At 63.8% G+C, this 14,548-nt stretch carries 11 protein-coding genes; 5 read left to right on the top strand and 6 right to left on the bottom strand.

The genetic code is table 11. The features are described from left to right. Positions 1-66: 66 nt before the first annotated feature. The 6 genes from E5Z01_RS06370 to E5Z01_RS06350 all read right to left on the bottom strand — a co-directional run bounded on the left by E5Z01_RS06370 (position 67) and on the right by E5Z01_RS06350 (position 6,356). Positions 67-1,440 carry a TldD/PmbA family protein gene (locus tag E5Z01_RS06370; protein WP_135228604.1) on the bottom strand — a complete coding sequence of 458 codons (1,374 nt, stop codon included), beginning with the start codon at positions 1,438-1,440 and terminating at the stop codon, positions 67-69. A gap of 88 nt (positions 1,441-1,528) precedes the next feature. Further along, the gene (locus E5Z01_RS06365) at positions 1,529-2,923 is read right to left on the bottom strand and encodes a TldD/PmbA family protein (protein ID WP_135228603.1); all 1,395 of its coding nucleotides are present in this window, start codon (positions 2,921-2,923) and stop codon (positions 1,529-1,531) included. Between the two features lie 108 nt (positions 2,924-3,031). Then, a complete protein-coding gene (locus E5Z01_RS19425; RefSeq protein WP_167757797.1) occupies positions 3,032-3,199 on the bottom strand; it encodes a hypothetical protein in 168 nt (55 codons plus the stop codon). 262 nt (positions 3,200-3,461) lie between these two features. Beyond that, positions 3,462-4,358 (bottom strand): N-acetylmuramic acid 6-phosphate etherase, encoded by an 897-nt coding sequence (murQ, locus tag E5Z01_RS06360; protein ID WP_135228602.1) that lies wholly within the window; start codon positions 4,356-4,358, stop codon positions 3,462-3,464. Next, entirely contained in the window at positions 4,355-5,557 is a 1,203-nt protein-coding gene (locus E5Z01_RS06355) for an anhydro-N-acetylmuramic acid kinase (RefSeq protein WP_135228601.1), read from the bottom strand. The genes murQ and E5Z01_RS06355 overlap by 4 nt, the downstream gene beginning before the upstream one ends. 10 nt (positions 5,558-5,567) lie before the next feature. Next, positions 5,568-6,356, bottom strand: a complete 789-nt coding sequence (locus E5Z01_RS06350; RefSeq protein ID WP_240738211.1) for a GntR family transcriptional regulator — start codon at positions 6,354-6,356, stop codon at positions 5,568-5,570. A 137-nt stretch (positions 6,357-6,493) separates the two neighbouring features. Between E5Z01_RS06350 and E5Z01_RS06345 the strand changes: the two genes are divergently transcribed. The 5 genes from E5Z01_RS06345 (at position 6,494) to E5Z01_RS06325 (ending at position 14,311) form a co-directional block, all read left to right on the top strand. Continuing rightward, positions 6,494-8,263 (top strand): ABC transporter substrate-binding protein, encoded by a 1,770-nt coding sequence (locus E5Z01_RS06345; RefSeq protein WP_135228599.1) that lies wholly within the window; start codon positions 6,494-6,496, stop codon positions 8,261-8,263. Positions 8,264-8,405: 142 nt separating this feature from the next. Continuing rightward, complete coding sequence (locus E5Z01_RS06340) at positions 8,406-10,142, top strand: ABC transporter substrate-binding protein (RefSeq protein WP_135228598.1); 1,737 nt, start codon at positions 8,406-8,408, stop codon at positions 10,140-10,142. Between the two features lie 125 nt (positions 10,143-10,267). Next, positions 10,268-11,239 (top strand): ABC transporter permease, encoded by a 972-nt coding sequence (locus E5Z01_RS06335; protein WP_119766916.1) that lies wholly within the window; start codon positions 10,268-10,270, stop codon positions 11,237-11,239. A gap of 118 nt (positions 11,240-11,357) precedes the next feature. Next, positions 11,358-12,473 (top strand): ABC transporter permease, encoded by a 1,116-nt coding sequence (locus tag E5Z01_RS06330; protein WP_135228597.1) that lies wholly within the window; start codon positions 11,358-11,360, stop codon positions 12,471-12,473. A gap of 92 nt (positions 12,474-12,565) precedes the next feature. Further along, positions 12,566-14,311: an ABC transporter substrate-binding protein gene (locus E5Z01_RS06325; protein WP_135228596.1), complete on the top strand. Its 1,746-nt coding sequence runs from the start codon at positions 12,566-12,568 to the stop codon at positions 14,309-14,311. Positions 14,312-14,548 lie beyond the last annotated feature (237 nt).

Genomic DNA, 14,548 nt, shown 5'->3' with positions numbered 1-14,548 from the left:
CAACAGCAAAAAGAACCCACCACTCAGGTCGCGCCTGGCTGGTGGGTTCTTCCGGTGGCTCGACCCTTAATCTTTGGCCTGTCCTCCCGCCACCGCAAGTTTGCTCACGCGCACGCTGGGCGCACTCACGGCGTAATACGTGTCGTGCAGCTCGCTGCCGACGGCTTCCACGTCACTCAGCAGTTCCAGAATATTTCCCGCCACGGTGAATACGTCCAGCGGATACGCCACCTCTCCGTTCTCCAGCCAGAAGCCCTCGGATTCCAGGCTGAAATCGCCCGTGATGGGGTTGGCGCCCGCGTGTCCGCCGGAAACGCCCGTGAGCAGCACCCCCGTGAAGTCACGCTGCAACTCGGCGGGGCTGGTCGCCCCGGCCTGCATCACCAGGTTGCTGGGGCCGACCGTAACACCCGACTGAAGCCCGTGGCGCGTGGCATGCCCGGTGCTGCGCGTCCCGGCGCGGGCGGCGGTGTCCGCGTTGTGCAGGAACGACGTCAATTGCCCCGCCTCGATCAGCGTCAGGGGCGCACTGGGGCAACCTTCCGCGTCGAAAGCGCGGGAGTTTAGCCCGGTAGGCCGCAGCGGGTCGTCCAGCAGGGTGACCAGCGGGTTCACGATCTGCTCGCCCAGCCGGCCCCCCAGTGGACTCTTGCCTTCCTCCACGAACTTGCCGCTGAACATCACGCTGTACAGCGCCAGCAGTTCCGCCAGCGCCTCGCCGTCGATCAGGGCCGGAAACGTTCCCGTCGGGGTGGGCCGCGCCCCCAGCAGGGCCAGCGATTTCTCTACCGCCCGCAGGGAAGTCTGCGTGGGGTCAAGTTGCGTGAACTCGCGTGTGAACTGCCAGTCCTCCTTCATCTTGTTCTGCCCGTCCTCGCTGACCAGCGGGCAGGAGAACTGCATGGCATAGAGCTGCCGATCTTCGCGCTCCAGCCCCTCGGTGTTGGCTACACCCACCAGCATGTCCGCGTCCTGGTATTGCAGGTAGGGAATGGATTTCACCCGCGCGTCCGCTTCCCGCGCCGCGCGTTCCAGTTCCAGCGCCACGTTCACCTTCTGCTCCACGGTGACGCCGCTGAGGCCCTCGCCGTACAGGTCGAGGGCGGGTGGGGCCGGCCACTGCTGCAACGCCGCGCCCTGCTCCGCATTCACCAGTTCCGCGTTCTCCACCGCGTCATCGAGCGCCCGCGTGAGGGCCGCTTCCGACAGGTTCTCGCTGTAGCTTTGCCCCCACGCGCCCTGCACCAGCGCCCGCAACGCCACGCCCTGCCGGGTAGACAGCTTGAATTCGGACACCTCGGCCTGAAACGCCTGAATCTGCGTGCTGGCGTGGCGTGAGCTGTAGACCTCCAGCTTCACGTTACGTGCGGCCGCTTCCTGCAGCAAAAAGGCCCGCGCCTCGCTCAGACTCAATTGACGGTTGGTCACGGTCACGCGCATCCCCTCCCGTTCGCGTATTTCGTAAAAGGACGTGTTTCCGGTGTTCCGCCTTGCAAGGCTCCCGTTCCACTCGGGTTCGCATTCGTTTTCATGCCCGGCCCCCCACGGTAATTTCCGAGATCAGCAGGTGCGGTTGCCCCACATCCGTCGGGAGGCTGCCGGACACGCTGCCGCACATGCCCTGCCCCAGCGTCAGGTCGCCTGCCACACCCACGATGTTCATCAGGTCACGTGCCCCGTTGCCCACCAGCGAAGCGCCTTTCAGCGGGCGCGTGACCTCACCGTTCTCGATCAGGTACGCCTCGTTCACCGCGAAGTTGTAATCCCCCGTTCCGGGCGTGACGCTGCCGCCGCCCATGGTGCGGGCATAGATGCCGTGCGACACGGACTTGATCAGGTCGTCGGGTGTCTTGTCGCCCCTGTCGATGTAGGTGCTGCGCATACGGCTGGCCGGCGCAAACGTGTAATTCTGCCGCCGCCCGGAGCCGGTGCGCTTATATCCGGTCTTGAGCTCGCCCACCCGGTCGACCATGAAGGACTTGAGCACGCCGTTTTCGATCAGTACCGTGCGCTGCCCCGGCATGCCCTCGTCATCGACATTCACCATGCCCCACGCTCCCGCGATGGTGCCGTCGTCGATGGCGCTCACGCACGAACTGGCGATGGCCTGACCCATTCTGTCCGCGAACACGCTGGCGTTCTTTTCCACCGCCGTCGTTTCTAGAATGTGCCCGCAGGCCTCGTGGAAAATGACCCCGCCGAACTCGTTCCCGATGACCACCGGCAGTTTCCCCGCCGGGGCGTACTCGGCCCGCAGCATGGCGTTCGCAATGCGGGCCGCCTCCGCGCCAATGGCTTCAGGTGTTTTCTCCTCGAAGAATTCCAGCCCCTTGCCGGCGCCCGGCCCGTAATACCCGCGCTCGCGCAGGGTGCCGTCCTGGGCGATGGCTGAAACCATCAGGCGCGTCCACACCCGCTCGTCCTCGGCCCACAGGCCCTCGCTGTTGGCGATCAGCACTTTCTGAATGCGGTCGAGGTAATTCACGTCCACCGTTTTCACGTCGCCCACGCCTGCCGCCGCCCCATGAGCACGCTGCATCAGCGCCAGTTTCTCGCGTTTTCCGTGACTGAGGGGATGCTGCCGCGCCTGGTACAGCGGCTTGACTTCCAGACGGCGAAAATCCAGCCCGCCTGCACCACTGCGGTCGGTCATGCCCGTCCCGCCACGTGCCTGCGCCACCGCGTCGGCCAGTTGCCGCAGGCCGTCCGCCGTCACGTCGTTCGTGTACGCGTAGACGACTTTATCGCCGTACAGCAGGCGCAGGCCCGCCCCGAACAGGTTGCCGCCTCCGGCCTCCTTCACCTGCCCCTGATGCAGCCGCAAGGTCGTGGACAGCGTGTCTTCCACGAACAACTCGCTGAAGTCCGCCCCACCCGCCCGGGCTGCCCCCAGCACCTCCGAAACCAGATTCTGATCTAGCATTCCCTTTCCTCCCTCAGGGGCAACATTCTTCCCCGCAACCTCAGCAAGGCCAGTGTGAACAACTTCCCGTCCGGGCCGTCTCCTATGGACTTTACGTCCTGTGTGGTCTCATGCATAATCCGCTGGGTTCGTCCCTTCAACTGCATCAGCAAGGCCAACTCCTGCCAGGGCCGTTTGCTTGAGCCTCAGCCGTTCAGGGTTCAGCCACTCAACGCGCTGAAGCGCCAAAAGCTGCGCCTCCGAGCAGATGGGGAACAGGTCGGTGTTGTCTAACACGTCCCCACTCTGCACCCTCACGCTTTCAAAAAAAAGCCGCTTTGCTAAAAGTAAGCCGATTGGCGTACCTGTCTGGGCCACGCGAACCCCACACTCCGGCGAAAACCCAGGAGGATAAGAGCCCTCGGAAATGCCCCCGGGTATCGCAGTGTTCTCCTGTCCTATACGACGGGAGTGGATTGAAACCTCTGTAGGGCGTGTGCTGGGACGGAAATCGCGTTTCTCCCACCACTCGATTATGTACCTAGCCTGGATTCTTCTCTTACGGTTTCTCTTGAAGCGCTGCCCGGGCATGTCCGCCGTGCCTTCCCAGCAACTCCTCGGCCTCACGGGCTTTCAAGCCTAATTCGAGCATGACAATCGCGGTTTTTACGCTGCCCTTCGCTTCCTCAAGGGCCGTGCGGGCTGTGGCCTCGTCTCTCTCGGTGGCGTGTTGCACCAGCCGGACGGCGCGGCCTTCCAGTTTCGTGTTGGTGGCTTTCACGTCCACCATCAGGTTCCCGTACACTTTGCCGAGTCTTACCATCAGGGCGCTGGAAATGGTGTTCAGTGTGATTTTCTGCGCGGTGCCGGCCTTCAGGCGGGTAGAGCCGCTGATGATTTCCGGCCCGGTGTCGAGCAGAATGCCGCACTGCGCGGCGTTCAGAATGGGGGCGCCGGGGTTGTTGGCCATGGCGATGGTAAGCGCGCCTGCGTCTCTGGCGGCCTGCAACGCACCCAGCACGTAGGGGGTGGTGCCGCTGGCGGCAATGCCGATCAGGATGTCGTCCGGGCCAAGCTGCGCGGCCTGCGCGTCTTTGATGCCCAGGTCGAAGCTGTCCTCTGCGCCTTCCACAGCCTGACGGATGGCGCGTTCGCCCCCGGCGATGAGGGGCACGGCGCGTTCAGCGGGCCAGGAAAAGGTGGGGGTCAGTTCGGTGGCGTCGAGCACGCCCAGCCGGCCGCTGGTGCCGGCGCCGGCGTACACGAGTCGTCCGCCGCGTTCCAGTCGGGGCAGCGCGGCGTCCACCGCCGCCGCAATGGACGCCCCGGCCTTCTGCACGGCCTGCACGGCGCCCAGCTGGTCATCGGCGAAGGCCTGCACCAGTTCGGTGGTCGGCAGGGTATCCAGGTGGGTGTACTGCGGATGAACATGTTCGGTGCGGCGCGGATCGGTCATGCTTGCCCTCGGGGTGGTTGGGGGTGTGGGTTGGGGGTAAGTTTGCCGCCACTGACGGCCCGCCGCGCCCCGGTGGTTTGCGGGAGGGTATTGGCCCAGCCCTGCACGCGGGCGTACCCCAGGAAGGCGAAGGCCGCGGCCTCGCGGGTGGCCTCGTTGAAGCCGTGCTCGTGCCAGCCGACATCCTGAAAGGTGCGCAGGGGAACGGTGTCCAGCGCCGTCTGTAATGCGCGCATCAGGACGGGGTTTTTGGCGCCGCCACCTGCCACGATCACTTCATCGGTGCGGGCGGGCAGGAACCGCAGGGCGTCCGCGATGGTGCGGGCCGTGAACACCGTCGCGGTGGCAGCCAGGTCAGGCAGACTCAGGCCCGGCAGACTCAGGCCCGGCAGACCCAGTTGCGAGAGCGTCCACACCTCGCGCCCGGTGGCTTTGGGTGGGGGTTGGTGCAACTCGGGGTGGGCCAGCCAGCCCAGCAGCGTGCCGCCGTCGGCCTGGCCCTGAGCGGCGAGTTGCCCGCCCTCGTCGAAGCGCTGGCCGCGCAACTCGGCCACTTCGTCGATCAGGCAGTTGCCGGGGCCGGTGTCGAAGGCCATCACCGCGGCCGGGTCAAGGCCGTTCAGAAACGTGATGTTCGACAGTCCACCGATGTTCAGCACGACGCGGCGACGGTTGGCTTCGGCGAACAGCGCCCAGTCCGCGAACGGCACCAGGGGCGCCCCCACCCCGCCCGCCGCGATGTCCGCCGTGCGGAAGTCGGCCACGACAGGTTTACCGCTCTGCTCGGCAAGGACGGCCGCTTCTCCCAGTTGCAGGGTGGCGGGCCGCGCCCAGCCGCGCCCGGCGTCGGGTCTGGGATGGTGCTGCACCGTCTGGCCGTGAGACGCGATCAGGTCGGCTTCCCCGGCTAGCGGCGCGGCGGCCTCGGCCAGCACCTCGCCCAGCCACCAGTGCAACTGGGTCAACTCGGCGGTGCTGGCCTGGTCGTACATGGCTTTCAGCACGGCTTCGCGTAGTTCACGGCTGAACGGCAGGAAATGATGCTCGACCACCCGTCCGCGCGGCACGCCAGCTGGCAGGGCCGGAAAAGCTCCGCCTGAGCCCAGTTCAGGCCAGCCGGGAAGTTCCAGCAGCGCGGCGTCCACCCCGTCGGCGCTCGTGCCGCTCATGAGTCCCAGAATGCGCGGGGCGCGGGTCATGCCGGCCCCCTCATGCGCCGTCCTGCGCGTGGAGTTCCATTACGAAGTCGTACCGGTCGCCCCGGTACAGGGCGCGGGCAAATTCAATGGGTCTGTTCCGGTTCGTCCACGAGAGGCGTTCGGTGCTGAGCATGGCGGTGCCCACGCTGACTTCCAGCAGCCCGGCGGCGTCCGCGTCGGCGTTCACGGCCCGCAGGTGACGGATGGCCCGCTGGGGTTGCAGGCCGCGCGTGCCCAGCAGCGCGTACAGGCTGGCGTCGGTCACGTCCTGCGCGGTGATGTGGCCCACCAGCACAACCGGGAGGGTGCTTTGCTCCAGGGCCAGCGGTTCGCCGTCGGCGGTGCGCAGGCGGCGGATGCGGTACACGAACTCGGTGGGGGAGAGGCCCAGCGACATGGCTTCCTGGGCGGTGGGGCGCGTGTGCTCGAAGGTCAGCACCCGGGCGCCGGGCCGCTGCCCGCGTGAAGTGACGTCGCCGCTGAATGAACTGAGCAGCCCCAGCGAGTGAGACGGCAATTCCGCTGTCTGAGGCGGTGTGATGAAGGTGCCGCTGCCATGTTTGCGTGACAGCAGTCCCTGTTCGGCCAGCAGGGCGAGGGCCTGACGCACGGTCACGCGCGACACGTGCAGGTTGGCGGCCAGTTCGCGTTCAGCAGGAAGGGCACTGCCGACGGGCAGTTCTCCCTGCTCGATCCGTTCGCGCAGCCCCTGGGCAACCTGCACATATACGGGCGTGGCGCTGTGCAGGTCGAGCGGCACGAGCCACGGTGCGGCCGTCATGGGGGCGTTGAGGGACATCGCTGCAACCATACCACTCTAAAGCCACTTTGCAAATCACTTGCAAGTGGCCGCAAAGTGGTATTAGGCTAGGTGGGTACAACCACGACATCCACACCCCCTCGTGATCGGAATGATCACTTCACCGGAGGACACGCATGCGTAAACGCACCACCCTGGCCCGGATCAGCCTCGCCCTGATCGGCACCGCCCTGCTCACCACCGCTTCCGCCGCTCCCAAGAAAGTCACCGGATACGGCTCTCTGGGTGTGGTCGACGGCAAGAGCGGCGGCACCTACACCCTGGCCCTGGGCGACAGCCCCCAGAGCCTCTTTTATTACGGCGCCATCGACAACAACCTGGGCCTGATCTCGCAGCAACTGTTCGACGGACTGGTGGAATTCAACTTCGCCACCTACAAGATCGAACCGGCGCTCGCCGAGAGCTGGACGGTCAGCCCCGACGGCAAGACCTACACCTTCAAACTGCGCCAGGGCGTGAAGTGGAGTGACGGCCAGACCTTCGACGCCGACGACGTGATCTTCACGTACAAGAACCTGATCATGAACCCCGACGCCAAGGCGGGCGACCCGGCCAACTTCAAGCTGGACGGCAAGGACATCACCATCAGCAAGGTGAACCAGTACGCGGTGAAGTTCACCCTGCCGCGCCCCGCACCGGCTTTCCTGTTGCAGCAGCGCTACTTCATCGTGCCCAAGCACAAACTGGTCAAGTACACCCCCGAGGGCGGCGCCAAATCCAGCGACATCAACAACGCCTGGCCCGGCAACACCGCCGCCAGCGAAATTGTCGGCACCGGCCCCTTCAAATTCCAGAGTTACACCACCGGGCAGAAAGTCAGTCTGGTGAGAAACCCCAACTACTGGAAGGTGGACGCCAAAGGCCAGAAGCTGCCTTACCTGGACAAGCTGGAATTTTTGATCATCCGCGACCCGCAGGCCCAGATGGCGCAGTTCCTGGCCGGCAACCTTGACCAGCTCAATTCGTCAGGCGCCCAGTTCCCGGATCTGAAACAGAAGGAAGTCAGCGGCTCGCCCATCAAGGTCGGGCGCTTCACGGCCCTGTTCGGCAGCCCGCCCTTCATCGCCTACAACTTCGACGCCAAAGACCCTGAACTGGCCAAGGTCTTCAGTGACGTGCGTTTCCGCCAGGCCCTGCAGAAGGCCGTGAACCGCAACCGCATCATCGACAGCGTGTACAACGGCCTGGCCAGCCAGCCCGGCTGCGGCGTCGCCCCGGCCAACAAGGCCTTCTACACCAACTGCTCGACCCTGCTCGGCAAGTTCGACCTGGCCGCCGCCAACCGCGCCCTGGACGCCATGGGCCTCTCTAAGAAGAACAGCGCCGGCACCCGCCTGCTGCCCAGCGGCAAGGCCCTGGAATTCGACCTGACCTACGGCACCGACAGCGCCGTGTACCCGCCCATCGCCACCATCCTGCAAAACGACCTCGCCAAAGCCGGCGTGAAAGTCAACCTGAAAGGCATTCTGTCCAGCAAGCTGATCTCCACCGGACAGAGCGGCGACTGGGAAGCCCTGCTGGGTGCCTTCGGAGACCAGCCGGATCCGGAACTGCGCCGCCCCATCTGGCAGCCCGGCGGCAGCCTGTACTACTGGCACCGTTCCACCCAGCCCGCCAAGGACGGCGACCCCGCCAACACCGCCAGAATGGCCGCCTGGGAAAAAGACATCTACGAGATCTTCAACCAGGCCGCCGTCACCACGGACCCTGTCAAGCGCCGCGCCCTGTACACCAAGTGGCAACTGCTGTTCGCCAAGAACCTGCCGGTCACGCCCATCGCCAAGCCCGAGAACATCGGCGCGGTCAGCAGCAAGTACGGTAACTACATCTACAACCTGGGCGTCATCCCCGGGTACAACCCCGTGCCGCTGATCTACCAGAAGTAAACGGGACGTGCTGAGTGGGAAGTGGTGAGTGGAAAACAGTCTTGCTCCCGCTTCCCACTGTCTTTTTAGCCGCTTCGCCAGCGAAAACCCTGTGCCCCGAAAACCCTGTATTCCCGAAAAACCCGTACTCCCCGGAGGTTTCATGCATAAATTGACGTTCCTGACCCTTGGCCTGCTCCTCCTCGGCGCGCCCGCCCTCGCCGCGAAAACCGTCGGCGCGAACCTGAAAAGCGTGGGCATCGTTCCCGGCAAGCCCGGCGGAACGTACACCCTGCCGCTGGGCGACAACCCCAGCACCTTCAACTACTACGGCGCCATCGACAACAACACCTACACTGTGCTGAACAACGTGCTCGAAAGCCTGGTCGAGTACAACCTCGCCACCTACAAACTGGAACCCGGCCTGGCCGAAAGCTGGACGACCAGCAAGGACGGCAAGGTCTGGACGTTCAAACTCCGCAAGGACGTGAAGTGGCACGACGGCCAGCCCTTCAATGCCGACGACGTGGTGTTCACGTACAACAACATCATCCTGAACCCCGGCGTACGGGCCAACCAGATTCCCAACCTGACCTTCGGCGGGCAACCCGTGAAAGTCGAGAAGGTCGACAACTCCACCGTCCGCATGACGCTGAACCAGGCGGCGGGCGCCTTCCTGCAACCGCTGCGCACCTTCATTTTCCCGCAGCACGTGTTCGCCAAAGTCGATCCCCTGAAAAACCCCGAGAACTTCATGAAAATGTGGAGCACCGACAAGGCCAGCGAAGTGGTCGGCACCGGGCCGTTCAAGTTCGGCGGGTACGTCACCGGGCAGAAGGTCACGCTGGTGAAAAACCCGCTTTACTACAAGGTGGACAGCAAGGGCACGAAACTGCCGTACCTCGACCGCCTGGAGTACCTGATCGTCCGCGACCCGCAGGCGCAGGTCTCGCAGTTCGTGGCCGGCAACCTGGATGAAGTCAACATCAACGGCGCCCAGTTCCCGGACCTGAAGCAGAAGGAAGTCGCGGGCGCGCCCTTCAAGATCCAGCGCAGCAAGGCCCTGTTCGGCAGCCCGCCGCACTGGTCGTTCAACTTCGACGTGAAAGACCCGGCGCTGGCCAAAGTTTTCCGCGACCTGCGTTTCCGGCAGGCCATGCAGAGCGCCGTGAACCGCCCGCGCGTCATCAACGACATCTATAACACCATCGCCATGCTGCCCGGTCACGGCGTGTCGCCCATCAGCGAGTTCTACGTGAACACCACGCGCGCGCTGGGCAAGTACGACCTGAAGGCTGCCGCCGCCAAACTGGACGCCATGGGCCTCAAGGACACCGACAAAGACGGCTTCCGCAACCTGCCCGGCGGCAAGAACCTGGAATTCGACGTGACCTACGGTACCGACAGCACCATCTACCCGCCGCTGATCACCATCCTGCAAAACGACCTGAAAAGCATCGGCGTGAAGATCAACCCCAAAGGCATCCTAGTCGCCAACCTGCTGTCCACCGGCATGAGCAGCAGCTTCGAGAGCATGATCCTGGCCTTCGGGGATCAGCCCGACCCGCAACTCAGGCGCGAAATCTGGCAACCTGGCCAGGCCCTGCACTACTGGCACCTGTCCACCCGCGACAAGGACGGCAAGCCGGTCTTTAGCGCCATGCAACCCTGGGAAAAACGCATCTACGACATCTTCGACCAGGGCGCGACCGTCACCGACCCCATCAAGCGCAAGGCCCTGTACGGCGAATGGCAGGCGCTGTTCAGCAAGAACCTGCCGGTCATCATGATCGCCAAGGCCGACAACCTCGCTGCCGTCAGCAACAAGGTCGGCAACTTCGTGTACAACCTCGGCCCCATCCCCACCTACAACACCCACACGTTCATTTACATGAAGTAATGAAAACGGGCGGGTGGACGTGTTCTGTGGACGTTCCACCCGCCGTTGCCCCTGTTGAAATGGAGTCACACCTTGTTCCTAGATAAGTTTCTCTCTTCTCGCCGCGTACCGGGCACCGCACGGCCATGCTGACCTACGCGCTGCGCCGCCTGCTCGGCATTCTTCCGACCATGCTGGTGATCAGTGCCGTGTGCTTTCTGGTCATTCAGTTGCAGCCCGGAAGCTTCATCGACCAGTACCTAGAAGACCCGCGCATGTCGCGCGAGACGGTGGCGCGCATCACCGAGCAACTGGGCCTCAACCAGCCCGCGTGGATGCAGTACCTGAGGTGGATCGAGGGTATCTTCCTGCGCGGGGACTTCGGGTTCTCGTTCACCAACTCGCGCCCGGTCACCAGCATGATCTGGGATTCACTGGGCTGGACGGTGTTTCTGGCGGTCATCACCATGCTGGTGTCGTGGCTGGTGGCCATTCCGCTCGGGGTATACACCGCCCTGAACCGCTACGGCTGGCCCGCCACCATCATGAATTTCATCGGGTACTTCAGCCTCGCCACGCCGGATTATCTGGTCGCCATGCTGCTCTCGGCCCTGGTGCTGAAACTGGGCTGGACGAACGTGAACGGCCTGTTCAGCCCGCAGTTCATCGACGCGCCCTGGAGCGGGCCCAAGGTGCTCGACCTTCTGAACCACCTGTGGATCCCGGTCATCGTGCTGGGCCTGGAAGGCGTGGCCAGCATCATGCGCCAGATGCGCGCCTCCATGCTCGACGTGATGAATCAGGACTTCGTGCGCACCGCCCGCAGCAAAGGGCTGGCCAGCAAAGTCGTGTTGTGGCGCCACACCTTCAGGAACGCCGTGAACCCGCTGATTTCCATCGCGGGCCTGAGCCTGCCGAACCTCATCAACGCCAGCATCATCGGCAGCATCGTGTTGAACCTCCCCACCATCGGCCCCCTGCTGTACTCCAGTCTCATCAATAAGGATCAGTACCTCGCCATGACCCTGCTGATGCTCAGCGCCCTGCTGCTCCTGATCGGCAACCTGCTGGCCGACCTGGCCCTGGCCTGGGCCGACCCCCGCGTGAGGTTCGAATGACTCGCTCCGCTTGTCGTCTAAGGGTCGAAGGGTCTAAGGGTCTAAGGACTACGGCCCTTTCCACTTCCCACTTCCCACTCCCCACTCCCCGAGCACCGCTCACCCCGGCGGTGTCCGCATGACCGCCGTGCCTGCTCAACCCCGTTCGGATGGCGTGGTGGTGGCTCGCACGCCCATCCAGATGGCTCTGCGGCGGTTCCGGCGCAACCGGGTGGGCGTGATCAGTTTCTGGGTGCTGGTGGTCATGTACCTGTCGGCCATTTTTGCGCCGTTCCTCGCGCCTTACAGCATCACGACCCAGCACGAGGAGTACCCCTACGTGAAACCCAGCGGCATTCATGTGGTTCACCAGGGACAGTGGCGCGGGCCGTTCATCTACGGCTCCAAGACCGAACGCGACCCGGTGACCTTCAAGAAACTGTCGGTGGTGGACAGGGAAAACCCCATTCCCCTCCAGTTCTTTGCGCGGGGCGAGGACTACCGCTTCCTGGGCGTGTTCCGCAGCAACCTGCACCTGTTCGGCGTCGACCCGGAAAAAGGCTATTACTTCCCGCTGGGCACCGATAAGTTCGGGCGTGACCTGCTGTCGCGGATGCTGGTGGGCGGGCAGGTGAGCCTCACGGTGGGCGTGGTGGGCATCCTGATCAGTTTCACCATCGGTATCGTGCTGGGCGGCATCAGCGGGTATTTCGGCGGCTTTATCGATGGGCTCATTCAACGCGTGATCGAGGTGCTGCTGTCGTTCCCGCGCCTGCCGATTCTGCTGGCCCTCTCCACGATTATCCCCGCCAAATGGCCCTCCACCTGGGTGTACCTGGGCATCGTGGCGGTGCTGGCCTTTATCGGCTGGGCGGCGCTGGCCCGCGTCATTCGTGGCCAGGTGATCAGCGCCCGCAGCATCGATTACGTGCAGGCCGCGCGGGGCCTGGGCGCGGCCGACATGCGCATCATCCTGCGCCACATCATGCCCAACCTCAGCAGTTTCCTGATCGTCACCGCCACCCTTTCGCTGCCCGGTTACATCCTGGGCGAGAGCGGCCTGAGCTTCCTGGGCCTGGGCATCAAGGAACCCATGGCCAGCTGGGGCCTGCTGCTGAACGACGCCCGCACCGACGACGCCTTCAAGACGTACCCCTGGCTGCTGCTGCCGGGCCTGATGATCGTGATTTCCGTGCTGGCCTTCAACTTCATGGGTGATGCCCTGCGCGACGCCGCCGACACCCAGAGCCGCTGAGCCGGGCCGGTGCGTGGTGCTTTTCTGTCCCTTCCGCTACACTCGCCTCACTCTTCAACCCATTTCTCGCGCCTGCTCATGGAGGTTCCCTCATGTCCCCTAAAGCCGTCTTTCTGACTCTGACCGCTGCCCTTACCCTTTCTGCCGCTTCGGCCCAGAAGAACAACGTCCCGGCCAGTCTGTTCCAGAGCATCGGCAAGAAGGGCGGCACCCTGACCCTGAGTTTGGTGTCCAGCCCGCAGAGCTTCAATTACTTCGCGGTGCTGGACAACAACAGCTACACCGTCCTGAACAATGTCTTTGACCGTCTGATCACCCTCGATCCGCTGACGAACAAGCTGTATCCGGCCCTGGCAGAGTCGTGGACGTTCGCGCCCGACGGGCGCACGGCGACCCTGAAACTGCGCCGGGGTGTGAAGTGGAGTGACGGGCAGGATTTCAACGCGGACGACGTGATGTTTACGCTGGTCGACCTGGCGAGCAACACCGGCCTCAAAGCCAACCAGTCCGCCGTGTTCAAGGTGGGCAAAGACCCGCTGAAATTTGAGAAAGTGGACGCCTACACCGTCAGGGTCACTGCCCCCAGACCCTACGGGGCGATGCTGCAGGCGCTGACGTTCGTGCCGATCCTGCCTCAGCACAAGCTGGCGAAGTACAGCCCGCTGAAAGACCCGGACGCCTACATGAAAGCGTGGGCGACGAACACCAACCTGGAAGACATCGTGGGCACCGGGCCGTTCAAGCTCAGCAACTACACCGTGGATCAGAAGGTGACACTGGTGCGCAACCCGAACTCGTGGCGGCGTGACCCGGAAGGCAACCAGCTGCCGTACATGGACAGGCTGGAATACCTGATCATCAAGAGCCCGGAAGCGCAGATCGCGGCGTTCCGGGCGGGGCAACTGGACAGTGCGCCCATCACCGGGGCGCAGTACCCGGATCTGAAACAGCAGGAACTGGCGGGTGCCAAATTCCGCGTAATTCGCGGCGTGGGCCTGAACAACCCGCCCGTACACCTGAGTTTCAACCAGAACGACAAAGACCCGGTGCTGGCGAAAGCCTTCAGCGACCTGCGTTTCCGGCAGGCCTTGCAGTACGCCGTGAACCGTGAACGCATCATCGACACGGTATACAACGGCCTGGCCAGTGACCCCGGTTTTGGCGTCGCGCCCATCAGTGAGTGGTACAACCCCCTGACCCGCAAGATGCTGGGCGAGTTCGACCTGAAGAAAGCGGGCGCCCGTCTCGACGCGCTGGGTTACAAGGACACCAACAGGAACGGTATTCGTAACGCGCCCGGCGGTGGCCCGGACATTCAGTTCAACCTGCTGCACGCGGCTGACAGCAGCGTCATGCCCGGCATCGCCACCATCCTGCAAAGTGATTTCGGCAAGATCGGCATCAAACTGAATTTGCAGGGCATCACCGGCAGCAACGTGCTGCCCACCGCCATCAGCGGCAATGTGGACGCTGTGATCCTGGCCTTCGGTGACCAGCCCGACCCGCAATTGCGCAAGGACATCTGGCAACCCGGGGGCGCCCTGAACTACTGGCACCGTGCTGTGCAGCCGGCCAAGGAAGGCGACACGCCCAATATGGCCGCCATGCAGCCTTACGAGAAGCAGATTTACGACCTCTTTGCACAGGCCGAAGCCAGCGGCGATCAGCAGAAGCGCAAGCAGCTGTACAACCAGTGGCAACTGCTGTTCGCCAAGAACATCCCCGTCATCATGATCGCCAAGCCCGACAGCGTGGCCGCGTTCCAGAGCCGTATCGGGAACTTCTACGTCAAGAACAATGCGGTGATCAGCAGCAACTACACCATGTACGAGAAGTAAATTTCTCGACCTCATCAGGTCGGCCTCCCTGGTCAGCGCTAACTGCGCGACCGGGGAGGCCGGTTCAGCTTTGACCCTTGTTACGGGGCAGAGGAGACCAACTGCCCTTTATACGGGACTAAAGTGATAATCAACTATGCGAGCTGCCCAGTTGACCACACACCGCACGACCGATGAGCTGGAACAGGCGTACCGAGCTGCCACGCGACCCGTCGAACGCTCACGCTGGCAACTTCT

The sequence above is a fragment of the Deinococcus fonticola genome (genome assembly GCF_004634215.1).
Taxonomy (GTDB): Bacteria; Deinococcota; Deinococci; order Deinococcales; family Deinococcaceae; genus Deinococcus; species Deinococcus fonticola.
This window is presented reverse-complemented; position numbering and strand designations above follow the sequence as displayed.